Source organism: Actinophytocola sp. (genome assembly GCF_050699915.1).
GTDB lineage: Bacteria > Actinomycetota > Actinomycetes > Mycobacteriales > Pseudonocardiaceae > Actinophytocola.
The window spans coordinates 13,295-36,049 of record NZ_JBOHGA010000041.1 but is presented as its reverse complement, the minus strand read 5'-3'; the positions used below and the strand labels follow the sequence as shown (position 1 = coordinate 36,049).

Annotated in this window: 19 protein-coding genes; 13 read left to right on the top strand and 6 right to left on the bottom strand. The window is 72.2% G+C overall.

Features of this window, described 5'->3' with window-relative positions:
- Positions 1-168 precede the first annotated feature (168 nt).
- Positions 169-690: a hypothetical protein gene (locus ACRDSK_RS10730; protein ID WP_431439984.1), complete on the top strand. Its 522-nt coding sequence runs from the start codon at positions 169-171 to the stop codon at positions 688-690.
- An 18-nt stretch (positions 691-708) separates the two neighbouring features.
- On the opposite strand, the gene ACRDSK_RS10725 is transcribed toward ACRDSK_RS10730, so the two are convergent.
- Complete coding sequence (locus tag ACRDSK_RS10725; protein ID WP_431439982.1) at positions 709-2,178, bottom strand: PQQ-binding-like beta-propeller repeat protein; 1,470 nt, start codon at positions 2,176-2,178, stop codon at positions 709-711.
- 142 nt (positions 2,179-2,320) lie between these two features.
- Here ACRDSK_RS10725 and ACRDSK_RS10720 point away from each other — a divergent pair, with 142 nt between their 5' ends.
- Complete coding sequence (locus ACRDSK_RS10720; RefSeq protein WP_431439979.1) at positions 2,321-3,145, top strand: hypothetical protein; 825 nt, start codon at positions 2,321-2,323, stop codon at positions 3,143-3,145.
- A gap of 3 nt (positions 3,146-3,148) precedes the next feature.
- On the opposite strand, the gene ACRDSK_RS10715 is transcribed toward ACRDSK_RS10720, so the two are convergent.
- Positions 3,149-4,309 carry a glycosyltransferase 87 family protein gene (locus ACRDSK_RS10715; RefSeq protein WP_431439977.1) on the bottom strand — a complete coding sequence of 387 codons (1,161 nt, stop codon included), beginning with the start codon at positions 4,307-4,309 and terminating at the stop codon, positions 3,149-3,151.
- Between the two features lie 194 nt (positions 4,310-4,503).
- Between ACRDSK_RS10715 and ACRDSK_RS10710 the strand changes: the two genes are divergently transcribed.
- The 6 genes from ACRDSK_RS10710 to ACRDSK_RS10685 all read left to right on the top strand — a co-directional run bounded on the left by ACRDSK_RS10710 (position 4,504) and on the right by ACRDSK_RS10685 (position 14,234).
- Entirely contained in the window at positions 4,504-7,908 is a 3,405-nt protein-coding gene (locus tag ACRDSK_RS10710; protein WP_431439975.1) for a BTAD domain-containing putative transcriptional regulator, read from the top strand.
- A gap of 71 nt (positions 7,909-7,979) precedes the next feature.
- Entirely contained in the window at positions 7,980-9,107 is a 1,128-nt protein-coding gene (locus ACRDSK_RS10705; protein ID WP_431439972.1) for an MFS transporter, read from the top strand.
- Entirely contained in the window at positions 9,104-10,990 is a 1,887-nt protein-coding gene (locus ACRDSK_RS10700; protein WP_431439969.1) for an FAD-dependent monooxygenase, read from the top strand. The genes ACRDSK_RS10705 and ACRDSK_RS10700 overlap by 4 nt, the downstream gene beginning before the upstream one ends.
- Positions 10,987-11,793, top strand: coding sequence for a class I SAM-dependent methyltransferase (locus ACRDSK_RS10695; protein ID WP_431439966.1), 807 nt, complete (start codon positions 10,987-10,989; stop codon positions 11,791-11,793). Before ACRDSK_RS10700 ends, ACRDSK_RS10695 begins: the two co-directional genes overlap by 4 nt.
- A gap of 181 nt (positions 11,794-11,974) precedes the next feature.
- Positions 11,975-13,462: a PhoX family protein gene (locus ACRDSK_RS10690; RefSeq protein ID WP_431439964.1), complete on the top strand. Its 1,488-nt coding sequence runs from the start codon at positions 11,975-11,977 to the stop codon at positions 13,460-13,462.
- 172 nt (positions 13,463-13,634) lie between these two features.
- A complete protein-coding gene (locus ACRDSK_RS10685) occupies positions 13,635-14,234 on the top strand; it encodes an ROK family protein (protein ID WP_431439962.1) in 600 nt (199 codons plus the stop codon).
- Here ACRDSK_RS10685 and ACRDSK_RS10680 read toward each other — a convergent pair.
- Entirely contained in the window at positions 14,227-14,985 is a 759-nt protein-coding gene (locus tag ACRDSK_RS10680) for a thioesterase II family protein (protein WP_431439959.1), read from the bottom strand. The genes ACRDSK_RS10685 and ACRDSK_RS10680 overlap by 8 nt on opposite strands.
- 79 nt (positions 14,986-15,064) lie before the next feature.
- Between ACRDSK_RS10680 and ACRDSK_RS10675 the strand changes: the two genes are divergently transcribed.
- Genes ACRDSK_RS10675 through ACRDSK_RS10660 form a run of 4 tightly spaced genes read left to right on the top strand, consistent with a single transcriptional unit; the run spans position 15,065 to position 17,523 of the window.
- Positions 15,065-15,289, top strand: a complete 225-nt coding sequence (locus ACRDSK_RS10675; protein WP_431439957.1) for a hypothetical protein — start codon at positions 15,065-15,067, stop codon at positions 15,287-15,289.
- Complete coding sequence (locus ACRDSK_RS10670; RefSeq protein WP_431439956.1) at positions 15,286-15,531, top strand: hypothetical protein; 246 nt, start codon at positions 15,286-15,288, stop codon at positions 15,529-15,531. Before ACRDSK_RS10675 ends, ACRDSK_RS10670 begins: the two co-directional genes overlap by 4 nt.
- Positions 15,532-15,540: 9 nt before the next feature.
- The gene (locus ACRDSK_RS10665) at positions 15,541-16,662 is read left to right on the top strand and encodes a sensor histidine kinase (protein ID WP_431439954.1); all 1,122 of its coding nucleotides are present in this window, start codon (positions 15,541-15,543) and stop codon (positions 16,660-16,662) included.
- A 39-nt stretch (positions 16,663-16,701) separates the two neighbouring features.
- Complete coding sequence (locus ACRDSK_RS10660; protein WP_431439952.1) at positions 16,702-17,523, top strand: siderophore-interacting protein; 822 nt, start codon at positions 16,702-16,704, stop codon at positions 17,521-17,523.
- Positions 17,524-17,539: 16 nt separating this feature from the next.
- Here the strand turns inward: ACRDSK_RS10660 and serS are convergent, their stop codons facing one another.
- On the bottom strand, positions 17,540-18,829 hold the full coding sequence (gene serS / locus ACRDSK_RS10655; protein WP_431439950.1) for a serine--tRNA ligase: 1,290 nt from the start codon (positions 18,827-18,829) through the stop codon (positions 17,540-17,542).
- A gap of 136 nt (positions 18,830-18,965) precedes the next feature.
- Positions 18,966-19,655, bottom strand: a complete 690-nt coding sequence (locus ACRDSK_RS10650) for a class I SAM-dependent methyltransferase (protein ID WP_431439948.1) — start codon at positions 19,653-19,655, stop codon at positions 18,966-18,968.
- A gap of 78 nt (positions 19,656-19,733) precedes the next feature.
- Here ACRDSK_RS10650 and ACRDSK_RS10645 point away from each other — a divergent pair, with 78 nt between their 5' ends.
- The gene (locus ACRDSK_RS10645; RefSeq protein ID WP_431439945.1) at positions 19,734-21,761 is read left to right on the top strand and encodes a WD40 repeat domain-containing protein; all 2,028 of its coding nucleotides are present in this window, start codon (positions 19,734-19,736) and stop codon (positions 21,759-21,761) included.
- A 6-nt stretch (positions 21,762-21,767) separates the two neighbouring features.
- Here ACRDSK_RS10645 and ACRDSK_RS10640 read toward each other — a convergent pair whose 3' ends face one another.
- A complete protein-coding gene (locus tag ACRDSK_RS10640) occupies positions 21,768-22,685 on the bottom strand; it encodes an AraC family transcriptional regulator (RefSeq protein WP_431439943.1) in 918 nt (305 codons plus the stop codon).
- Positions 22,686-22,755 lie beyond the last annotated feature (70 nt).

Below are 22,755 nucleotides of genomic sequence, written 5' to 3'. Positions count from 1 at the left end.
GATCCGAGCCCGTTCAGCACGGCCAGCCGATTGCGTGCGCGACCTCGTCCACGACGCCAACGCAACGCGATCCGCATCGCTCAGTTCCAGTGCAGGTGATGGCATACCCCATCGTCCCAAGTGTCAATGAATTAATGACGCGCGACACTAGACGAGGTCGGCGGACGCATGCGCACGGCGGCGTTCGTGGTCGCCGCACCGAGCCTGATGGCCGTGACGCTGTTCGCCTTCGCGCTCGGCGTGCTCGCGGGCGCCCTGCTCCGACGCACGATCCCGGCCATGGTCGCGACCTTGGTCACCTATCTGGCCGTGCGCATCACGACCGAGGAGTCCCTCCGAGCGCACTACCGGACACCACTGATCCGGACCACAGACCCGAACGCCGGCGCCGACCAGCTGCCACTCACGGACTGGACCGTGACCGACGACGCCTGGGTCGACAGCAGCGGCCATCGCCTCACCGACAGCGAGAAGACCGACCTGCTGAACACGATCTACCAGGAAAGCGGCAGCGCGCCTGACGGCGTCGTCGAGAAATACCTTGCCGCCCACGGCAGGCGGCACTACACCGAGTACCACCCCGCCAGCGGCTTCTGGACCTTCCAGGCGATCGAAGCAGCCCTGTTCCTCGGCCTCGCCACGGCACTGTTCCTCGCCACGGCATGGCTCGTGCGCCGCCGGATCACCTGAACGAACGGCTGGTCCCGATCAGGTGCCGGCGAAGCCGAGGACGGCGTCGGTTCGGGCGACGACGATCGCGCCGGGGGCCGCCAGAAGGAGGAGCTGGCGGCTGTCGACCAAGCTAGTCGGTGCGGGCTCGTTGCCCCAGTCGACGGTGGTGGTCTCCGGCGGGACTCGTCCGCGCTGCCAGGTCAGGCGAGTTTCGGTCACCGTGCCGCACAGTGCCACGAAGGTGCCCGCGACAGTGGTGTCGGCGAGCCGGTCGGCACACGGCTGTGGGTCGACGGCGTTTTCCGTGGCCAGGTCGGTCCCTTCGGCGGCGTCGAGCCGCATGTCCATGCCGGCGGCGGGGACGCGGACGGTGAGGACCGAGCCGTCCGGTGCGGCGTCGAGGTAGTAGTCGACCGCGATCTCGTCCGAAGTGGACTTTCGGGCGGTGCGTTCCCAGCGCGGTTTCCCGTCGGTCTCGTCCAGCGCGACCACTCCGAGGCGGTCGCCGCAGTGCAGCGGAGCCAGCACGACATCCGCACCACTCGCGGGCAGCGCGAACGGCGAGATGCAGCCGCGCGGCGCGGACCACGTCCAGCGCGGTTCGCCGGTGCGCAGGTCGAGGGCTTCGACCGTGTGGTCGGCGATCCCGTTCGGCTCGGGCTCGGCGGCGCGGTGGAAGACCGGCAGCACACCATCGGTCGGCGCGAGCGCGTCGAGGTCGGAGATCCAGTCGTCGTGGAGAGCGTCGTGGAGCGGCTCGCCGGTCATGGCATCGAGGGTGACCAGCAGCTCGCTGCCGGTGTCACGACCGCCACCGGGATCGAACGCGGCCATGACCAGCGAACGGTCGGGTGTGGCGACCAGCGCCCGGACGTGCCCGCCGGGACGGGCGTAGCTCCACCGCTCCGTGCCCGAAGCACCGTCCAGCGCGGTGAGTGTCCCGCCCTGCGTGGCCACGACGACACCGGCGCCGGCGGCGACCACGTCGACCAGCTCCTCCCCCGGCCGCCAGGCCCACTCCCGTCCGACCGGCCGGTCCACGAGTGGCTTCGCCTCGACCCGCTGCGCGGTGGTCGACCGCACCGGCAGTCCCGGCGCCACCACACCGGCGGCCACCGTCCCGGCGACCAGGAGCACGCCGAGCCCGCCGACGACCCACCGCGACCGCGTCGCTCGCGACAGGCCGACAACGGCCGCGGCCACCACGATCACCGCGGCCACGGCGAGCACGGCCGTCGAGCTGCCCGGAGTACCGCTGGCCTGGTCGCCCTGGACCAGCACCACCGACCACCCCAGCACCGCGAGCGCGACGACCAGACCGGAAACCCGGGCAGCCGGGCGAGAGGACCAGGACAGCGCGGCCACCACCCCGAGTCCCCCGACGCCGGCCAACACCCCGAGGTCCGGGAAGTCCGGCCGGACTGCCCCGCCGGACAGGAACACCGCCACCAACCCGGCGACGAACCCGAGAACCACCAGCCATCGCGACCGCAGCAACTCACTCACCCGGCGACTCTCCCTACCGCTGAACTCGTCCTCGCCGGGTTGGGACGCCCGCGGGGCGGTTCGGGTTTCGCGAAAAGCGCACCGGCTACTGTGACACTCTGACAGAATCCGTCTCACTGCAACGTCGGGGATGGGAGACACAGTGTCCGGACAGCTCAGCAGGCGTCAGGCCCTCCTCCTGGGTGGCGGTGTCGCGGTCGGCGCCGCGGCCGCCGTGGCCGGTGTGCAGTCCGCGTCCGCGGCGGGACCGGCGGCCGCGGGCTGGGTCCGGCTGCCGATCATCACCGCCAACGTCGGGCGCAAGCACCTCGACGCGCGGGAGGCCGCGATCCGTGACGTCCGCCACGGGGTCGCCGGCGAGCGTCCGTTCGTGGGCTGGCAGGAGATCCGCGAGGGCGACAAGGGCGAGCCGGGCATGATCGAGAAGCACTTCGGGGACGCCTACCGGACAGCGTTCCTGCGGAACGAGCGGTCCTTCCGCGTGCCGATCTCGGTGCCGAAGCCCTGGCAGATCGTGGACTCGAAGCCCGTCTTCGCGCACGGCGGCATCAAGCCGGTGACGCCGCCGCGCTGGCTCAACGAGGTCGTGGTGCGGCACGAGTCGAACCCGGCTCTGGAGTTCGTCCTGCTCAACACCCACTACCTGTTCGGCGCGTACAACGGCGCGATGCGCCCCGACCTGCGCGACGAGTACGACCACCACCACGACGTGCACCGCAACCGCGTGCTCCACCACCACCGGAAGGGCCGCCTGGTCATCTGGACCGCCGACACCAACCACCACGGCTACACCACGGCCACGGGTCGGCAGGCGGAGAAGCAGGTCTTCCGTGAGGGCGTCGACCGGATCAACTGGCTGCCCGGCAACGGCGCCGTCCGGCTGCAGCTGCGCGGCACCAAGTCGATCGACATGCGGGTGGACGGCCACAACGCGCGGGTCGCGATCTTCCGGATCCGGCTGGGCTGACCGCTACGTCCGCACCGGAACGTCGGTCCTGACTTCGCTGATGCTCGTGGCCTGACGATGCGCGTGGACGGCGGCGAAGACGAGCACGGCCACCGCGGCGACCAGGTACAGGTTGCCGGACAGTAGGCGCCCCACGGTCCACGGGTCGGCCTTGTGCCACCACCGGTGCGGAGCCAGGTAGACCAGCAGCGTCCCGGAGGCCACGGCCGCGATCGCGGCACTGGATCGCGCGCGCCACGCGTAGACGCCGGCGGTGAGCAGGATCGGCGCGACCCACACCCAGTGGTGCGACCACGAGAGGGGCGAGACCAGCAGCGCGCCGAGAGCGTTGAGCCCGAGCGCCCAGGCGGGCCGGGACTGAGCGAACGCCTGCCGCATGCCGATGGCCACGATGGCGAGCACCGCCCCGGCGAGCAGCAACCGCAGGACGCCGGCGTCGATCTCGAGCCGGGCCAGCAAGGCGCCGATCGACTGGTTCGAGTTGGACGTGATGCCGACGCGCTGGTCGATCTCGAACACGACGTCGGTCCAGAACCGCACGGAGTTGCCTGGGGCGAGCAGGAACCCCAGACCCGTCGCACAGAGGAACGACGCGCCGGCGGTGAGCGCGGCCCGGCGGTCGCCGCGGAGCAGGAAGAACAGGACGAACACGGCCGGGGACAGCTTGACGGCCGCGGCGAGGCCGAGCAGCACGCCGCGCGGCCACCGCGGCGTGCGGGCGAGACAGTCCACCGCGACCAGCGCCATCAGCAGCATGTTGATCTGACCGAAGTAGAGGTTCGAGCGCACCGGCTCCAGGAGCAGTGCGGCGGGCAGCAGCGCGCACACCACGACCGCGGACGGCCGAACGTCCAGCGAGCGGAGCACCATCACGAGCACGAGGGCGAGCGCGGCGATCGTCAGGACCACCATCGCGGTGCTGGCGAGCCAGAAGGGCACGACCGCGAACGGCCCCAGTGCCACCGCGGCGATCGGCGGGTAGAGGAACGGCAGGTGTCCGCCGACGTGCAGCTCCGGCAGCCGCCCGTACAGCTCGCCGCCCTGCCACCACACACCGGTGCCGAGCCGGTAGACGTCGAGGTCGACGCGATAGACGTTGGCACCGAGGCCATTTCTGAACAGCACCAGGAACCACGCGAAAACGGCGAGGTCGACGATGACCAAACCGACCAGTGCGGCCGTTCGTCCTCTTGAGACAGCGATGTCACGATGCGCGGTCAGCAGGTTCACATCGCTACTACGCGCCGTCTTCGACATCGGGTTGCGCGCCGTCGGTGTATTCCTCACGTGTTTTCCGAGGTTGTCGCAAACCCGCGACATTTATCGAACCGTTACCTCCTGCGGCGTACCGTTCGCTGGTGACACCCGGACTGCGGCTCGGCATCCTGGGGCCGCTGGAGGCCGCCGCGGACGGACTCCGGCTCGACCTCGGCGGCCCGAAGCAGCGTGAGCTCATCGCCATGCTGCTGCTGCACGTCGACAAGGTCGTCCCGACCGGACGGTTGGTCGAGGCCCTGTGGGGCACCCAGCCGCCGGCCGCCGCCGAGGTCACGCTGCGCACCCACGTGTCACACCTGCGCAGGCGCCTGATGCCGGCCGGGGCCGCCGACACGCTGGTCACCGAGCGGCCCGGCTACCGCCTGCGGCTGGACCCCGAACAGCTCGACGCGTACCGGTTCGAGCGGACGACGGGGCTGGGACAGGAGGCGCTGGGGCTCGGAGAGCCGCACCGCGCGGCGACGCTGCTGCGTGAGGCGCTGGCGCACTGGCGCGGGCCGGTGCTGGCGGACCTCGGGTATCCCGAGTTCGCCGCGGCCGAGACGTCCCGGCTCGACGAGCTGCGCCTCGTCACGCTGGAGGGACGGATCGAGGCCGATCTCGCGCTGGGCAGGCACCAGGAGGTGAGCTCCGAACTGGAGGTACTGGTCGCGGAGCATCCCTACCGGGAACGGTTCTGCGGCCAGCTCATGCTCGCGCTGTACCGGTCGGGCCGGCACGTGGACGCGCTCGCGGTGTACGCCGCAGCGAGGCAGCGGCTCGCCGACGAGCTCGGGCTGGACCCGGGGCCGGCGCTGGCGGAGCTGGAGACGGCCATCCTGCGCCACGATCCCGCACTGGCACCCCGCGCGGACCGTGCGGTGCGAGCGCTGGACACTCTCGTGACCGCCCCACCCGACGCGTTGTTCTCCGTCGCGCGCCGGGTGCGGATCGTGGGGCGGGCCGCGGAGCTCGACCGGCTGCTCGACCAGTGGCGTGCGGTTCGCGACGGCGACCGGCGGGTCGTGGTGATCTCCGGCGAGGCCGGGGTCGGCAAGACCCGGCTCGTCGCCGAGTTCGCCCACCGCGCGGCCCAGGATCCGGCGGTGTTCCTGGTCGGGCGTTGCGACCACGCCAGCGCCGTGCCGTTCCAGCCGATCGCCGACGCGTTGCGGTCCAGTGCGGACGCCGCGAGAGTGCTGGCCGGCGCGCCCGCGGCGGTCCGCGACCGGCTCGCCGGCCTGCTCGACCTGCCCGCGGAGTCGCCGGCCGAGGACCGGCAGGCCGTGTTCGGCGCGATCGGCTGGGTGCTGGCCCAGCTCGCCGCCATGGCACCGGTGGCCGTCGTGGTGGAGGAGGCCGAACGCATCGACCGGGCCAGCGCGCTGCTGGTGGGCCACCTGGTCAGGCACCTGCCCGAGCACGTGCTCGTGGCGGTGTGCCTGCGCGACCCGCCCGGCAGCACGCACGCCCCGCTGCTGGAGCTGCTCGCCGAGATCGAGGGGCGTGGCGTCGCGGAGCGGCTCGACCTGCGACCGCTGTCCGAAGTGGACCTCCGGGCACTGGTCACCGAGCTGACCGACACCGACCCGCCGGCGGAGTTCGCGCGGCAGCTGTGGCACAACACCGGCGGAAACCCGCTCTACGCAACGGAAGTCGTTCGCGACCTCGACGCTCGCGGCGAGCTCGGCAGCCGCACCTGGCCGGTGCCCGCCGGCGTGCGGGACATCCTGCGACACCGGCTGCGTGGCCTGCCGGAGCGGACCCAGGACGTCGTGGGCCGGGCGGCGGTGATCGGCCGCGAGGTGGAGTTCGCACTGCTGCTGCGGCTGGCCGACGAGTCGGAGGACCGCGTGATCGACGCGGTCGAGGGCGCGGTCGGCGCGGGGTTCCTCGTGGTGTCGGGCAGTTCGTGGTCGGTCAGCTACGCCTTCCCGCACGACCTGATGCGCGACGCGGTGTACGCCGGCCTGCCCGTCCCGAGGCGCCAGCGCCTGCACCTGCGGGCGGCCACGGCGTTGCTGGAGTCGGGCCGGACGAGCGACGTGGTCACCGCGGCGGTGCACCTGCGGGCGGCCGGGTCCGCGGCCGATCCGGTGCAGGCCGCCGACGTCAGCCTTCGGGCGGCCGAGGAGGCACGGCGGCTCTACGCGTGGGACGAGGCCGTCGCACACGCCGAGGCCGCGGTCGGGCTGCTCTCGCACACGAACGCGCTTCCGGAACGGCTGGCGGACGCGGAGGTGCGTGCGGCGATGCTCCGGATCAAGTCGAGCATCGGCTTCTCCGAAGCGGTCCGGCTGCTCGAGTCGGCGCTCGAGCACTCCGGCGACGACGCTTCGGCCGCTTCGGTGCACGGCCGCATCGGCGGCGCACTGTCCACACACCACTCGGTGATGGACATTCCACGCGCGATCGAGCACTTCACCGCCGCGCGCACGCTGCGCGACGACCGCGGGCCCGACTTCCAGGTACTCCGCGGCCTGTCCCAGGCGGCCATGTACGGGCTGCGGACCGACCTGCTCGGCACGGCCTCGGCGGATGCCGTCGCGCTGGCCGGAGAGCTCGGCCGGAAGGACCTCGTCGTGCTCGCGTCCTGGGGACGCGCCTGGTTCGAGTTCAACCGCGGCGAGCTGGCCGAGGCGTCGGCCGTGCTGGAACGGATGTGGGCCGCCACTCACGAGCTCGGCGACGCGTACCTGGGCTGGCCGTCGGTGAACGCCGCCGCACTGTGCGCGACCGAGTACCTCCTCGATCCCGGCGCGGCCAGGATGTGGTGTCGCCGCGGCCTGACCCAGGCCCGGTTCGACACGTTCGGGCATCCGCACGCCACCGTCGTCGACCAGTTCGTGCTCGCCGCGGCCGTCATGGGTGAGCTGCCCACCGCCCGGCGCGCGGCGGAACCACTGCCCGCCGACGCCGTGAGCAGGCGGTACCTGCTGTTCCTCGACGGCGAGTGGGAACAAGCGGAGCAGGCCTGGGCCGCGGCGCTGGCGGCCGACGAGTCCGCCGGGGACCGGCACGACGCGGTGCTCAACGCGCGCTGGCTGGCCGGTGCCCGCCTGCTGCTCGGGGATCGGGACGGTGCGCTCGCGGCGCTGGAGCACGCGCTGGCACTCGGCATCGACGGTCCGCAGGTGCCGGCCGAGTTGCTCGTCCGGGCCGAGCTGGCGCGCATCCACGCCACGGAGGGCGAGGTCGGCACTGCCGCCGAGCACGTGTCCCGCTGCGCGGAGATCCTCTCCGCCGGCCAGGACTGGCGCGGCCAGCTGGGGGCGGTCGAGCTGGCCCGTGGGGCGCTGGCCGCGGCCCGTGGGCGGCGAGGTGAGTCCGATGCCGCGTACGAGAACGCGGTGCGAATCTTCACCGAGTTCCGGCTGCCCTGGCGGCGGGCGCTGGCCCTGCGCGACTGGTCACGGCTGGCGGCCGACCCCGCGCCGAGGCTGCGGGTCGCGGCGCGGGTTCTCGACGAGATCGGCGCGGCGCAGCGCTGGCGCGACCTGCTTTAACGGCACTTACACAGAACTTCAACGCAGACCACCGATCGTGGGTCCATCACCACAGCAACAGAGGACTCACGATGAAATCTCCCGCCGTCACCCTGTTCGGCTGCCTGTTCGCCGGCCAGTCGGGCCTGTTGGTCCTGACCCCGGTGCTGTCCGACGTCGCCCGGGACTTCGACGTCTCGACGGCGGCGGCCGGGCAGCTCCGGTCGGTCTCCGGTGCCGTCGCCGCGGTCGTGGCGCTCGGCCTGCTCGCCGGCCGGCGCGGCTGGCACCTGCGTGACCTGCTGTCCGGCGGGCTCACGTCGATCGCGATCGCGTCGGTGGCCAGTGCCGTCGCACCGAGCTTCGAGGTGCTCGCCACCGCGCAGATCATCCTCGGCGCGGGCATGGCGCTGGTTCTCGCCGCCGGACTGGCCGCGCCCGCGCGGTGGGCACCGGACGGCCAGCGCGCCGCGGTGCTGTCCTGGGCGCTGATCGGCCAGCCGGTCGCGTGGGTCGTCGGCATGCCGATCGTCGGCGTGCTCGGCGCCCAGAGCTGGCGGCTGATCTGGCTGCTCCCGCTCGTGGCCAGCCTCCTGGCGCTGACCGGGGTCCGCGGACACGAACGCGGCGAGCCCGAACCGGCCGCGGTGGGTTCACCGCTGCGGCGACCCGGGGTCGCCCGCTGGGCAGCTGGGGAGCTGCTGGCGTTCGCCGGCTGGGCAGGCGTACTCGTCTACACCGGAAGCCTCATCACCGACTCCCATGCCGTGTCGGTCACGACGGCCGGGACGGCGCTCGGCATAGCGGCGTCCGCCTACGTGGTGGGCACCCTCCTCGCACGACGCTGGGTGGCTCTCGCCGCACACCGGATGGTGCTCGTCACCGCCCCCGCACTGGCCGCCGCGGCGCTGCTGCTCGGCTCGTTCCGGCCTTCGTTCGGCATGTCGGTCGCGCTGTTCGCCCTGACCGCATTCATCGCCGGCATGCGGATGATGGCCGGCAGCTCCCTCGGGCTCGACCTGGGCGCCGGGCCGTTGCAGGCCATGAGCGTGCGTGCGGCCGCCGTGCAGTTCGGGTACTTCGGCGGCAGCGCTCTGGGCGGTCTAGGGCTCATACTTGCCGGATGGTCCGGGCTCGGCTCGGTCCTAGCCATCCTCCTGCTGCTGTCTGTCGGGGTCACGGCGGCACCTCGAACCAGCGCGAAGGTTGGTGCGCGATGAGCGAGCGATACGACGCGATCGTCGTCGGAGCCCGCGTGGCGGGAGCGACCCTGGCGACCCTGCTGGCCCGGGCGGGCTGGCGCGTGCTCCTCGTGGACCGCGACCGTTTCCCCAGCGACACCGTGTCCACCCACATGATGTTCCCGGACACCCTGCAGCGCCTGGACGAGCTCGGTGCCCTGCGACGACTTCAGGCGGAGCACCGGATCCCGTTCGTCCACTTCGGCTGGCGGGTGCACGGGCGCCAGGTCGCCGGCGACTTCACCCCGTTCGGCCGGTTCGAACGCGGCGCCTGCGTCCGGCGGATCGTCCTCGACGCCGCGCTCGTCGACACCGCTCGGGATGCCGGGGCGCACACCCTGTTCGGCCGCCAGGTCCAGGAGCTGATCGGCGCCGACCCGGTGCGCGGAGTCGTCCTGGACAACGGGGAACGCGTCGAGTCGCGGTGGGTGTTCGGCGCGGACGGTCGCATGTCGACGATCGCCCGGCGTCTGCACCTGCCGGCCGAGCATGAGCGGCGTGGCGAGATGGCCTTCCTCATGGCGTACTGGCGGGGGCTGCCCGCAGCCGAGTGGTGCCACATCGACATGCACGAGCGAGCCGCGCTGATGTCGGTGCCCTGCGAGGACGGCATCCACCTGCTCTCGCTCGCCGGACCGCCGGAGATCACGCGTGGTTCCACCGAGGTCCGCGAGCAGCGCTACCGCGACGGGCTGCACCAGTTCCCCGCGGTGCTCAACCCGCGGTTGCTCGACGGTGCCTCACGGATCTCACCGCTGGTCGTGGTGCCCGAGACGATGATGCGGGGCCACTTCCGCCAGGCAGCGGGCGCCGGGTGGGCGCTGCTCGGCGACGCCGGCCACTTCAAGCACCCGGTCACCGCACAGGGCATCGGCGATGCCATGCAGCAGGCCCACTACCTCGCGGCGGCGCTGACCGGCGACGAGGACCTGAGCGGGTACCAGCAGTGGCGCGACTCCCGTGCCGAAGAGCACTACGACTGGTCCTACCGGCTGGCCCGGTTCGACACGAGCGGCGCGGCCGTCCATTACGCCGGACTCGAAGCGGATCCCGTCGCGGGGCAAGGCTTCCTGGACACGTTCACCAAGCTGCGCCGGCCGTCGGAGGTGTTCACGCCCGACCGGGTCGCCCGCTGGAGTGCCGCGGGGGCGTACGAGGACGGGCAGCGGCGGGTGCGGGCGCTGGTCGAGGACCTCTCCCCCGCCGCTCTCGAGACGGCCGTGCCCGCGTGTCCCGAGTGGACGGTCCGGGACCTGGTCGCGCATCTGACCGGCGTCGCCGAGGACTCCGGGCGCGGCACCTACTTCGCGGGCGCGCTGGACGCCTGGCGCGATCCCGACCTGGCCGCGGCGCGGGACCACTGGACGGCGGACCAGGTCGGCGCGCGCGCCGTGCTCGACCTTCCCGCGTTGCTGCGTGAGTTCGACGAGCACGGCCGCACGTGGGTCGGCATGCTCCGGCGCGGCACCGGATCCGAGGTGCCGGCCTGGATGGTCTCCTCGCCGGCCGCGGACCTGTCGGTGCACCTCGACGACCTGCGCGAGGCACTCGGTCTGCCGCCGGACACGTCATCGCCCGTGGCGCGGTTCGGGTTCGCGATGTACCGCCAGTGGCTGCACGCGCGAATCGTCGAGCAGGGCCTGCCCGCGTTACGGCTGCGAGCCGACGGCCGGGAGTGGGTCGTGGGCCACGGCACGCCCGGCGCCACGGTCACCGCCGACCGCTACGAGCTCTTCCGCGCGATCAGCGGACGCCGCGACGTCGAGTCCATCCGCGACTACGGAGCTCCCGACTCATACCTACCGATCATCTCTCCCTACCCATTGCCGGAACGGCACGAAACAAAGGAAGTAGCACGATGAGTAGCGCAGTATCGTTCGACGAGATCAAGACGAAGCAGCAGAAGGTGTGGAGCAGCGGTGACTACGGCAAGATCGCCTGGATCACCGTGCCGCTGGCCGAGACCCTGGTCGAGGCCGCGGACCTGCACGCGGGCGCGCGAGTGCTGGACGTGGCGACGGGGACCGGACACGTCGCGATCGCCGCGGCCCGCCGGTTCTGTCACGTCACCGGCATCGACTACGTGCCCGCGCTGGTCGAGTCCGCGCAGCGACGGGCGGCGGCCGAGGCTCTGGCCGTCGACTTCCAGGTGGCGGACGCGGAGAACCTGCCGTTCGAGGACGACACCTTCGACTACGTGTTCTCGGCCATCGGCGTCATGTTCACCGCGGACCACCAGCGCGCGGCCGACGAGCTGGTGCGGGTGTGCCGGCCGGGCGGCCGCATCGCGATCGCGAGCTGGACGCCGGCCGGGTTCATCGGGCAGCTGCTGAAGACCGTCGCGGGTCACGCGCCGCCCCCCGCCGGCTCCCTGCCGCCCACCAGATGGGGCGACGCGGACACCGTGCGGGAGCTGCTCGGCCGCAAGGCGGTGTCGCTGGGCACCACGACGGTCACCCAGCGTTTCCCGTCCGCGGAGTACTTCGCCGACTTCTTCCTGACCCACTACGGCCCGACGCATGCCGCGGCAGGCCGGCTGGACGACGCCGGCAGACGCGCCTTCCGCGACGACATGATCGCCCTGGCCACCACCTCGAACCGGTCGGCGGACGACACCATGGTCAGCGACTGGGAGTACCTGGTCGCCGTAGCCGACAAGTCCTGAGTGGCGCTTCCACCGCGGCCTCCTCGTCGGCCGTCCGTCCGCCGACGGCACCGAGGAGGCGCGGTGGGAGAAGCGCGACCAGTGAGCCCACATCGTCCATCCTGAACAGTGGGTGTCGGCGAGATGAAGTTGTAATGAACGCGGCGTTGCGGTCAGGTCAACGGAGCCAGAGGATCGTGCGATGGCTGACATCGACCGGCGTTCTGTCCTTCGACGTGCCGCGGCGGTAGCGGGTGGCACAGTGCTCGGCGGCCCGTTCCTCGGGTTCGTGAACCGCGCGGCGGCCGAGCCGACCGCGCCGTCGGGCGGCTTCCGCGAGCTGCGCCCGGTCCCCGACCTGCGGGACGACGTCGTCCGGTTGTGGTTGCCGGCGGGCTTCAAGTACCGGTCCTTCCATGACACCGAGTTCCCGGTGGAGCTCGACGACGGCACCAACCTGCCGGGGCGGCACGACGGCATGGGCGTGTTCGCGGCCCAGGGCCGGCGTTGCAAGCCGGGCAACTACCTGCTCGTCCGCAACCACGAGCTGAACAACGCCGGCCCGGCGTTCGGCGACGCGAGCAAGGCCTACGACCCGATGGCCCAGGGCGGGACCACGACCATCGAGGTGACCCGCTTCGGCGAGGTCGTCCGGTCCTACACCAGCCTCAACGGCACCCAGATGAACTGCTCCGGTGGGCGGATGCCCTGGGGCAGCTGGGTCAGCTGCGAGGAGACGATCAACGGTCCCGACGTCGGGCCCGACTTCACCGGCGCGCCGAACACGGCGCTCACGCAGCGGCACGGCTTCGTCTTCGAGGTTCCGGTCGACGGCGAGTCCGAACGGGAGCCGCTGACGTCGGCAGGCCGGTTCGCCCACGAGTCGGTGGCGTACGACCCACGCGGCGGCGCGCTGTACCTCACCGAGGACAACTTCGGCTTCCCGTCGGGTTTCTACCGCTACAAGCCGCGGCGCGACCCGAAGCACACCGGCCGTCTCGGCAACGGCGGTCGGCTGCAGATGTTGAAGGTAAAGGGAAAGCCGAACCTCAACCTCGCCGCCGCTCAGCCCGCCAAGGCCACCTATCGGGTGGAGTGGGTGGACATCGACGATCCCGCGCCGACCTTCCCCTACACACCGGGCCAACCGGCACCCACCACCAACAACACGGCGCTGACCCATGTCGGCCGGCAGGGCTGGGACCAGGGAGCGGCGTTCTTCTCCCGCCTGGAGGGCTCGGCCTACGACGACGGGAAGGTCTACTTCACCTCCACGCAGGGCGGCGGCCCGGCCGAGACCGAGCTGGGTCCGATCCCCGACGGCTACGGCAACGGCAGCGGCCAGGTCTGGGCCTACGACATCCGCTCGTCCACGCTGCGGCTGGTCTTCCAGTCCCCCGGCTCGGACGTGCTGGACTTCCCCGACAACGTGACCACCAGTCCCCGAGGCACCCTCGTCGTCTGCGAGGACAACGTCAACAACAACTACGTCCGGGGTCTCTCGCGCTCCGGCCAGCTGTTCGACATCGCCCTCAACCGCCTCGTCAGCAGCACCGGCACCCCGAGGTTCGACGACGAGTTCGCCGGCTCGACCTTCACCCCGGACGGCCACACCCTCTTCATCAACATCCAGGCCTCCCGCGGCATGACCTTCGCCATCTGGGGACCCTGGCACCGCATCGGAGTCTGACCTACGAAGCCGGCCGGCAGGATCGCGGCGGTGAGCACCCCGTTCGCCTCGGCCGGCGTGTCGGCCCGCGACTCGGTCACCGGCGGACAGGGCGATCAGGTCGGCCGGTTCGCGCAGCACGACCAGCCGACGCCCGTGGGGACGCCGCTGGACCGCACCCAGGACAGGCGATGTGCCGGATCTCGCCCACCGTGCCGGCCAGCTGTTCCCCACGGTCCCGGTCGGCCATGCCGACGACGGGGACCTCGGCGCGGTCGCGGAGGCGCGAGCCGCGGGCTGCCCGGACGTGCTCTACCCGGGTGTCGGCACCGGCGTCGGCGGCGGCGTGGTGCTCGACGACCGCCCCTGGCCGGGCTCGTCGCACGGCTCGTGCGAGGTCGGCCACCTGGTGGTGGACCGCGCCGGGCCGCGGTGTGACTGCGGCAGGCGAGGTTGTCTGCAGGCGTCCGCGTCCGGCCCGGCCACGCTCCGCCGGGCCGCCGCGCTGCGGGCCCGGGACGTAACCTTCGCCGACCTGGTCGAGGGTATGCGCGCCCGTGCGGACTGGGCGGTGGCGGCGTTGGGCGAGACGGCGGACGCGCTCGCGGCGGCCGTGGTGGGCATCCCGGATCTGGTGCCACTGGTCAACGGGTCGGTGGAGCGGCTGGTGCGGCCGGGAGTCGACGTGCCACCGGTCCGGCGGGCCACGCTCGGGAGCCTGTCGTCGCTGCGAGGCGCGCTCCTGCTCGCGGAGATGGTCGCCGAGGAGCACGCCGGACGGCCGGTCAGCTGACGCCGTCCGGCACCTCCACCTGAAGGTGGCGGGCCAGCTCGTCGACCACCGCGGCGGCATGCTCGTTGAGGTAGAAATGCCCGCCGGCGAACACCCGAAGCTCGAACGACCCGGTCGTGTGGTCGCGCCAGGCGCGCACCTCGTCGACGCTCGCCACCTCGTCGTCGTCGCCGACGAGGGCGACGACGGGACAGCGCAGTTCCGGCCCCGGTTGGTAGGTGTAGGTCTCGATCGCCCGGTAGTCGGCACGCAGTGGCGGCAACAGCATCCGCCGGATCTCCTCGTCGGCGAGCAGCCGGTTGTCGGTGCCGGCGAGCTGGGCGATCACCGACACCAACTCGTCGTCGGTGCGCTGGTGCACGGTCTCGATACGCGACCGGTGCGGGGCCCGCCGGCCCGAGACGAACAGTCCGGCGGGCGCGATGCCGTCACTCTCGAGCCGCCGGGCGACCTCGAAGGCCACCGTCGCGCCCATGCTGTGGCCGAACAGCGTGAGCGGCCGGTCGGCACGCTGCCGCACGGCGGCGTACACCTGGTCGGCGAGCTCGTCGAGGACGTCGACGCAGCGTTCGCCACGCCGGTCCTGCCGGCCGGGGTACTGCACCGCCAGCACGTCCACCGCGGGCGAGAGCATGACCGCGACCGGACGGAAGTAGCTCGCCGCACCTCCCGCGTGGGGCAGGCAGACCAGTCGCGGGGCGGTGTCCGAGGCTGGCCGGAAACGGCGGAGCCACAAGGAATCGTCGGTCATACTCGCGCGGACCTCACCGGAGAATCGTCGCAACACCGTGGTCGCCTCGACACCCTTATCCTCCCCCTAACCATCCGCCGTGCTCAGCCGGGGGCGAGCTCCCGCGCCAGCCCTCGGCCTCGCCCGCGCGTACGCCCTGGCCCTCGGTGCGGGCACGCAGGTGGTCACCCAGGGATTCGGGGAAGCGGTCTTCGGCACCGGCGTGCTCACCACCGACCTGATGTTGGGCGCGGGCTGGGTCGTCAACCTCGCGGTCGCCGAGTACGTCATCCGCCGGCCGGCCACCAAGGTGGTGTCGAGATGAACCAACCGGCGTGTTACCGCCTCCGGATCGACGGGCACCTGGACGACCACTGGTCCGCCCGGTTCGGCGACCTGAAGCTGACCCGCGAGAGCGACGGCACGACCAGCCTGAGCGGCCCCGTCGCGGACCAGGCGGAGCTGCACGGACTGCTCACGAAGGTCCGCGACCTAGGCGTCACCCTGATTTCCCTGACGATCGTCTCCTGCTCGAACCCCGCCGACGACGAGCCCGTCCCTCGATAGGGTGGGTCCGTGCCGATCCCGAACCTCGTGGCGTCGCTGCGCCGCCGGCGTCGGGAGGTCGGGGTTGTCGCACTCGACGTGGCGGTCGCCGCCGGCGTGACCTTGTTGAACCTCGAGGTGGCGCATCTGGTCCGGTGGGCGCCGCTCACGCTGGGCGTGGTTTGCGTGGCGCTGCTCGTGCGCCGCCGCTGGCCGGAGGTCACCACGGCCGTAGCGGTCGGCGGCGTGCTGTTGGACGTGCCGCTCTACGCCATGGTCGTCGCGCTGTACACGATCGCCTCTCGACGCGGGCCGGGCGTCCGGACGTGGCTCGCCCTCGTAGCCGCCTTCCTGGCCGCCGGAGGTGCGGCGCTGGGCGGCGTGGACTGGCAGTACGTCCTGCTCGGCGTCGGCACGTTCACGATCGTCCCGGTGCTCGCCGGGCTGTGGATGTGGCAGCGCCAACGGCTGCTGGCCGCGCTGCGGGAACGCGCCGAGCAGGCCGAGCGCGAGCGCCACCTGCTCGCCGAGCGTGAGGTGGCCGCCGAGCGACGGCGCATCGCGGGCGAGATGCACGACGTCGTCGCTCACCGGGTCAGCGTCGTCGCCGTGCAGGCCGGCGCCCTCGAGGCGATCTCCCACGACGACGACCGGGTCGTGCGGATCGCCGAGGTGATCCGGGACAGCAGCACCGCCGCGCTCGCCGAGCTGCGCGACGTTCTGCGCGTGCTGCGCCGGGACGAGTCGGGCACGGGACCGGCCCCCACTCTCGACGGCCTGACACAGCTCGTCGACGACTTCCGCCGCGTCGGCGCGACCGTGGACGTGCGGCTGCCCGACCCCTTGCCGGAGACGAACGAGCAGGTGGCGCGGGCGGTGTACCGGCTCGTGCAGGAGGCGCTCACCAACGCCGGCAAGCACGCTTCCGGGGCGCCGGCGCGGGTCGCGATCACGGACGACGGCACCGACCTCGCGGTCGCCGTGACCAACGACCGGCCGAACGGGCAGCGGCAGGGCGAGCTGCCGACGTCCGGGTTCGGCCTCGTCGGCATGCGCGAGCGGGTGAGCCTGGCCGGTGGCAGCGTCACCACCGGGCCGACCGCCGAGGGCGGGTACGCCGTGCGCGCCTCCTTCCCAAAGGCCCTTGAGTAGGTTGTCGCAGTTAGGTTAGGCATGCCAAACTTCGATCTCATGGCACGCGACAACCTCCGCGTTACCCGGGTGAAGCCCGAGCAGGCCGAGCTGCTGACCCTGCACGTGGTGCGGCGCGAGCGGCTCAGCCCGCACTTCGTCCGGGTCACGCTCGGTGGCGGCGACGTCGACCGGTTCCGGTACATGGGCTTCGACCAGTGGTTCCGGCTGTTCATCCCGGTCGCCGAGGGTTCGCTGTCCCGGCTGCCGCGCAAGCTCGACATGCTGTCCTACGTCCGGTACCTGACGATCTCGAAGGCCGTCCGGCCGGTGCTCCGCAACTACTCGGTGCGCGCATATCGCACGGATGGCGCCGACGGGCCGGAGCTGGACGTGGACCTCGTGATCCACGACTCGGCGGAGTCGGCAGGTCCCGGCATGGCGTGGGCGCAGTCGTGCAACCCCGGCGACCCGGTCGGCCTACTGGACGAGGGCATCGGGTACAACCCGGATCCGGCGCTGACCCGGGTGCTCCTGGTAGCCGACGAGAGCGGCCTGCCCGCCGCGGCGGGCGTGCTGGCCGCACTGCCAGACACCGCCACGGGTCACGCGCTGCTCGAGATCCCGTCCGAGGACGACCGTCAGGAGCTGACCGCGCCGGCCGGCGTGGAGGTCGAATGGCTGATTCGCAAGGATCACGAGCAGGTACCCGGCCAAGCCGCGACCGAGGCGGCGACCGAGCTCGGTGTGCCCGCGGAACCCTTCTACGGCTGGGTGGTCGGCGAGCAGTCCCTACCCAGCACGGTCAGCAGGCACTGGGTCCGCGCCGGGGTACCGAAGCAGAACATCATGTTCTGCGGCTACTGGCGGCACCGGCGTTAGCCGGCGTTACTCGCCTCTAGCGTTTGCCGGGTTTGGTCAGCCGGTCCGTGCCCACCTTGTCCCGCAGCACCTCGGGGACCAGCACCGAGCCGTCCGCCTGCTGGTGCTGTTCCAGGATCGCGGGCAGTATCCGGCTGGTGGCCAGCGCCGAGCCGTTGAGCGTGTGCAGGAACTTGGTGGCCTTCTCGCCCGACGGGCGGAACCGGACGCCCGCGCGGCGGGCCTGGTAGTCGCCGGCCCAGGAGACCGACGAGACCTCCTTGTAGCCGCCGGTGTGCGGCATCCACACCTCGACGTCGAGCGTGCGGCGCATCGAGGCGCTCGAGTCGCCCGCGGCGAGCAGCGAGGTGCGGTAGTGCAGGCCCAGACCCTCCACAAGGGACTCCGCCTGACGGACCATCGCGTCGAACGCCTCGCCCGCGCCGTCTGGCGTGGTGAACTGGAAGATCTCCACCTTGTTGAACTGGTGGCCGCGCACGGTGCCGCGCTCGTCGGAGTGCGAACCGGCGCGCTCGCGGCGGTAGCACGGGGTGTACGCGAACACCCGGTGCGGCAGCTCGTTCTCGTTGAAGATCTCGTTCTGGTACCCGCCCAGGATCGCCGTCTCCGCGGTGGGCAACAGGAACTGCGCGCGGTCGGAGTCCGGGTTCGCGATGTGGTAGACGTCGTCGGCGAACTTCGGGAACTGCCCGGCGGCGAAACCCGCCGACTCGAGCAGCATGTGCGGGGGCAGCACGAAGGTGTAGCCCGCCGCGACATGCTGGTCGATGAACCAGTTGACGAGCGCCCACTCCAGCTGGGCGCCGACCCCGGTGTACATCCAGAAGCCGGCGCCGCCGAGCTTGGTGCCCCGGTCGAAGTCGACGAGACCGTACTCCTTGGCCACGGTGGGGTGGTCGATCACCGGCGACAGCGTGGGCTTCTCCCCCCACTCGCGCACGACCCGGTTGGCCTCCTTGCCGCCGGGCACGACGTCATCGGCCGGCAGGTTCGGCAGCACGCTCATCTCGCCGTGCAGCTCGGCCCGCACGCCCTCCAGCTCCGCCTCGAGCGCGGCCAGCGCCGCCTTCGTGTCCGCGGGCGGGGGCAGCGGCTCGGCCGCGGCCCGCTTCGCCGCGGCGTAGGCCTTGGCCGCTTCCTTGCGCGCCCGGCGCTCGTCCTCGATCTTGCCGATCAGGCGCCGCCGGCGCGCGTCCAGATCGACGATCGCGGACAGGGACCGGTCCACCTCGGCGCTGTCGAGCCGCTTGGCCAGGGCGGCGGCCACCGCGGCGCGGTCGTGGCGGATCAGGTCCAGATCGAGCATCCGAGTTCCTCGTGGTCGTTGCGCTGCGGGAGAGAGCCAGCAGTGTCCGATGCCGAGCCCGGTGCCCGCGAAGGGCACGGCCCAGACTGGTCCGCACCGCGGTGACCAGGCCGAACATGCCGAACGAGCGGAAAGCTTAGTCGCCGGGCCGAGCCGACTGTTCCCGCGGGGTGCGGTGGGCGCGCAGCCGCCAGCCGGTCATCGGGGTGCGGCCCTCGTCGTCTCGGGGCCAGGTGCTCATCTCGCCGAGGCCGTCGGGGATGAGGCCGAGAATCGCGGCGGGCTCGAGTGCCTCGACGTCCCAGCCGTCGGCGAACAGCTCTCGCAGGCCGTCTTCGGTGAGCCGGCCGCGGTCGGGAGTCCGTGCGGCGGGCAGGTCGGCGAAGCACAACACCGCGACCCGGCCACCCGGCCGGCAGATCCGGCGCAGTACGTCCAGGTACCGCACCTGTGCCGAAGGCTGCAGGCAGTGCAGCAGGCCGCTGTCCACCACGGTGTCGAAGCCACCGTCGTAGCCGGACAGCTCGGTGGCGTCCGCGGCGACGAACTCGGCCGCCAGCCCGCGCTCAGCCGCCTTGCGCCGGGCCCGCGCGATCGCACTCGGCGCCAGATCGACACCCGTGACCGAGTGCCCGCGAGCGGCGAGCGCCAGGGCCAGTTCCCCGGTGCCGCAACCGATATCGAGGATCCGCCCCTGACACCAGGCGTCGTCTACCAGCTCGGCGAGCGCCGGCTGCGGCTCACCGATGTCCCACGGAACACCGTCGGCCCGGTCGCGGTAGATCTGCTCGAAGTCCATGTCCGGCGGCTCGGGCTGCCCGTTCATCGCACCTCCCGTGATCGACGCATAGTGTGCCAGTCGATCTCGGAACGAACCCGCGCCGCGGGCGGTAGGGTCCGCCGCGTGAGCCCGATCGACCACCGCGGCGAGAACCTGCCCGACCGGGCGTTCCCGCCCACGGCACCGCCGCGCCTGCAGACGTTCAGCCCCGGTGCCGTTCGGGCACTGTCCTGGCATCCCGACGGAACTTTGCTCGCCGTGGCGCGGAACTCGGCCATCGAGATCTGGGACTCGACCGCGGCCGTTCCGCTCGTCAGCTGGGCCGCCGACGACGGCGAAGTGAAGGCGGTCGCGTGGTCGCCGGACGGCACGCGGCTGGCCAGCGGCGGCGAGGACGGGACGGTGCGGGTCTGGGACCCGACCACAGCGACCGCCGTCACCACGCTCGACGGGCACCGTGGCTGGGTGCACGCGGTGGCGTGGTCGCCGGACGGCGCGCGGCTGGCCAGCGGCGGCGACGACGGAGTCGTGCGGGTGTGGGACCCGACCACGACCACCGCCGTCGCCGCGTTGGAGGGCGACCGCGGCCGGGTGTTGACCGTGGCGTGGTCGCCGGACGGCCAACAACTGGCCAGCGGCGGCGACGACTGGGCGGACCAGCCAGGTGTGGTGCGGGTTTGGGATCCCGCCGCGGCGACGGTCCTGGCCGCGTTCGACGGCCTCGACAGTGCGGTGCTGACGGTGGCGTGGTCGCCGGACGCCACCCGGTTGGCCGCCGGCGGCCAGGGCGCGGCGCGCGTGTGGGACCCGGCCGTGAGCGGTCCCCCGGCCACGTTGACGGGGCACGACGGCGCGGTGCACGAGGTGGCGTGGTCGCCGGACGGCACGCGGCTGGCCGTCGGCGGGGACGAGTGGGTGGTGCGGGTCTGGGACCCGGACGCCGGCACGGTGCTCGCCACGTTGGACGGCCACCTCAGCCCGGCGTGGACGTTGGCCTGGTCGCCGGACGGCACGCGGTTGGCCAGCGGCGGCGGCGTGGAGGGCTTGGCACACGTGTGGGACCCGGACACGGCCACCGTCCTGACCACGTTGGAGGGCCCCAACGATCCGGTGCAGTCGGTGGCGTGGTCGCCGGACGGCGCGCGGCTCGCCAGCGGTGGTTGGGACGGAGTGGTGCGGGTCTGGGACCCGAACACGGGCACGTCCGTCGGCACGCTGGAGGGTCACCACAGCTCGGTGCCGTCGTTGTCGTGGTCGCCCGACGGCACGTGGTTGGCCAGCGCCGGCGAGGACGCGGTGGTGCGGGTCTGGGATCCGGTGAGCGCCAGATCGGTTGCCACGCTGGAAGGTCACAGTGGCCAGGTGTGGGCGGTGACGTGGTCGCCGGACGGCACGCGGCTGGCCAGCGGCGGCTGGGGCGGGGTGCGCGTGTGGGACCCGGCCACCGCCACCGTGCTGACCGCGTTCGACCGGGTCGACGGTGCGGTGATGGCGTTGGCGTGGTCGTCGGATGGCACGCGGTTGGCCTTCGGCTGCCGGGACGAGACGGTGCGGGTCTGGGATCCGACCACGGACGCCGTCGTCGCGCTGGAAGGCCACCGTGGCTGGGTGTGCGCGTTCGCCTGGTCGCCGGACGGCACGCGGTTGGCCAGCGGCGACAACCTGGGGTTCGTGCGGGTGTGGGAGCCGGCCACCTCGACCGCGGTCGCCGTGCTGGAGCGCCACCAAAGTTCGGTGCGGGCGGTGTCGTGGTCGCCGGACGGGGTACGGGTGGCCAGCGCCGGTCGCGACAAGACGGTGCGGGTGTCCTCGCTCGAGACCTCGACCCGACAAGGGATGCCGGTCCAGGAGCTGAGCCACGATCCTGTCGCCGCGACTCGGTTCCCGCTCCCCCACGTCGGCTTCACGGCCGACCTGACGGCCATGGCCGTCGGCTCGGCCGATGGCGCCGTGTTGGTGGTGCCCCTCGACCAGACCGTGGCAGACCCCGCGATCCGACTGCTCGGCTTGCCGAACTCGGGCTGGGCCGCCTTCCTCGACGAGCACCGGTATCGGTTGGTGGGCGATCCGGCGGGCCGGTTCTGGTGGAGCTCGGGGTTGAGCCGCTTCGAGCCGGACGAGCTGGACGGAGCCGGCGTCGAGCGGCTGTGAGGCGAGCTACGCGGAGCCGCTCACGATCGTGCCCGACGCCAACTGGACTGAGTTGTGCGTGAACCGCGCCCGGTAGACCGACGCGCTCAGTCCGAAGTGGACTTTGAATCGACGGGCGAAGTAGTTCTGGTCCGGCCAGCCGACCGAACGCGCGATGTGCGCGATCGGCTCGTCGGTGTGCAGCAGGCGCGTGGCGGCGAGCTCGACGCGGTGCCGCGTCAGGTAGGCCATCGGTGGCAGGCCGGTCGCGCACTTGAACAGACGCACCACATAGCCCGGCGCGAGGTGCAGCTGTTCGGCCAGCTCCCGCAGCGTCCAGCGGTGGTCGGGCCGCGCCTCCATCAGTCGCATCGCGTGCACCACCGCGGGGTGCGTCGGTCCCCGCACCGCGTCGCCGTCCCGGGCCACCGTGCGGGCCAACGCACTGAGGAACAGTGAGAGCCTGCCGATGATGTCGCCGCGGTGCATGGCCATCGGCGCGTGCCGCAGGCGGCTGAGGCCGTCCAGGTGATCCGCGCACTCCCCCAGTGTGGCCTCGTCGAGGCTCGTGGTCAGCATGCCCCGTCGCTGCGCGGAGTGCGGACCGGTCCACAGTAGATAGCCGAGCAGCGGGTCCTCGCGCGTCCACGCCAGCTCACGGTGCAGCAGCTGGGTGGAGAAGCAGCAGTTGAACACGTCGAGCCGATGACACTCCTCGTAGCCGTGCCACACGCCGGGCCGCAGCAGGATCACGTCGCCGGTCCGCAACGGCTCGCGACCGGCCGACGACACGTGCACGCCCTCGCCGCCCGTGACGACCGCGACCTCCATGAAGCTGTGCGTGTGCAGGTGATGGCCGGGATCGTGCAGGTGATGACCGGCGTAGGCGAGCGTGCCGTCGGTGAAGTACAGCAGGTCGTTCGCGTTGCCGACGGGGTGTGCCATGGCAGACAACTGTAGGCCCGGCAGGAGCCCCGAGGTGAATTTCGTGCTAGTACCGGTGCACGTCGGGCTA

Bases quoted from the DNA above. Each gene is read 5' to 3' on its own strand.
- ACRDSK_RS10730 (WP_431439984.1), top strand. From the start codon at position 169: ATGCGCACGGCGGCGTTCGTGGTCGCCGCACCGAGCCTGATGGCCGTG.
- ACRDSK_RS10705 (WP_431439972.1), top strand. From the start codon at position 7,980: ATGAAATCTCCCGCCGTCACCCTGTTCGGCTGCCTGTTCGCCGGCCAG.
- ACRDSK_RS10700 (WP_431439969.1), top strand. From the start codon at position 9,104: ATGAGCGAGCGATACGACGCGATCGTCGTCGGAGCCCGCGTGGCGGGA.
- ACRDSK_RS10695 (WP_431439966.1), top strand. From the start codon at position 10,987: ATGAGTAGCGCAGTATCGTTCGACGAGATCAAGACGAAGCAGCAGAAG.
- ACRDSK_RS10690 (WP_431439964.1), top strand. From the start codon at position 11,975: ATGGCTGACATCGACCGGCGTTCTGTCCTTCGACGTGCCGCGGCGGTA.
- ACRDSK_RS10680 (WP_431439959.1), bottom strand. From the start codon at position 14,985: ATGACCGACGATTCCTTGTGGCTCCGCCGTTTCCGGCCAGCCTCGGAC.
- ACRDSK_RS10670 (WP_431439956.1), top strand. From the start codon at position 15,286: ATGAACCAACCGGCGTGTTACCGCCTCCGGATCGACGGGCACCTGGAC.
- ACRDSK_RS10660 (WP_431439952.1), top strand. From the start codon at position 16,702: ATGGCACGCGACAACCTCCGCGTTACCCGGGTGAAGCCCGAGCAGGCC.
- serS (WP_431439950.1), bottom strand. From the start codon at position 18,829: ATGCTCGATCTGGACCTGATCCGCCACGACCGCGCCGCGGTGGCCGCC.
- ACRDSK_RS10650 (WP_431439948.1), bottom strand. From the start codon at position 19,655: ATGAACGGGCAGCCCGAGCCGCCGGACATGGACTTCGAGCAGATCTAC.
- ACRDSK_RS10640 (WP_431439943.1), bottom strand. From the start codon at position 22,685: ATGGCACACCCCGTCGGCAACGCGAACGACCTGCTGTACTTCACCGAC.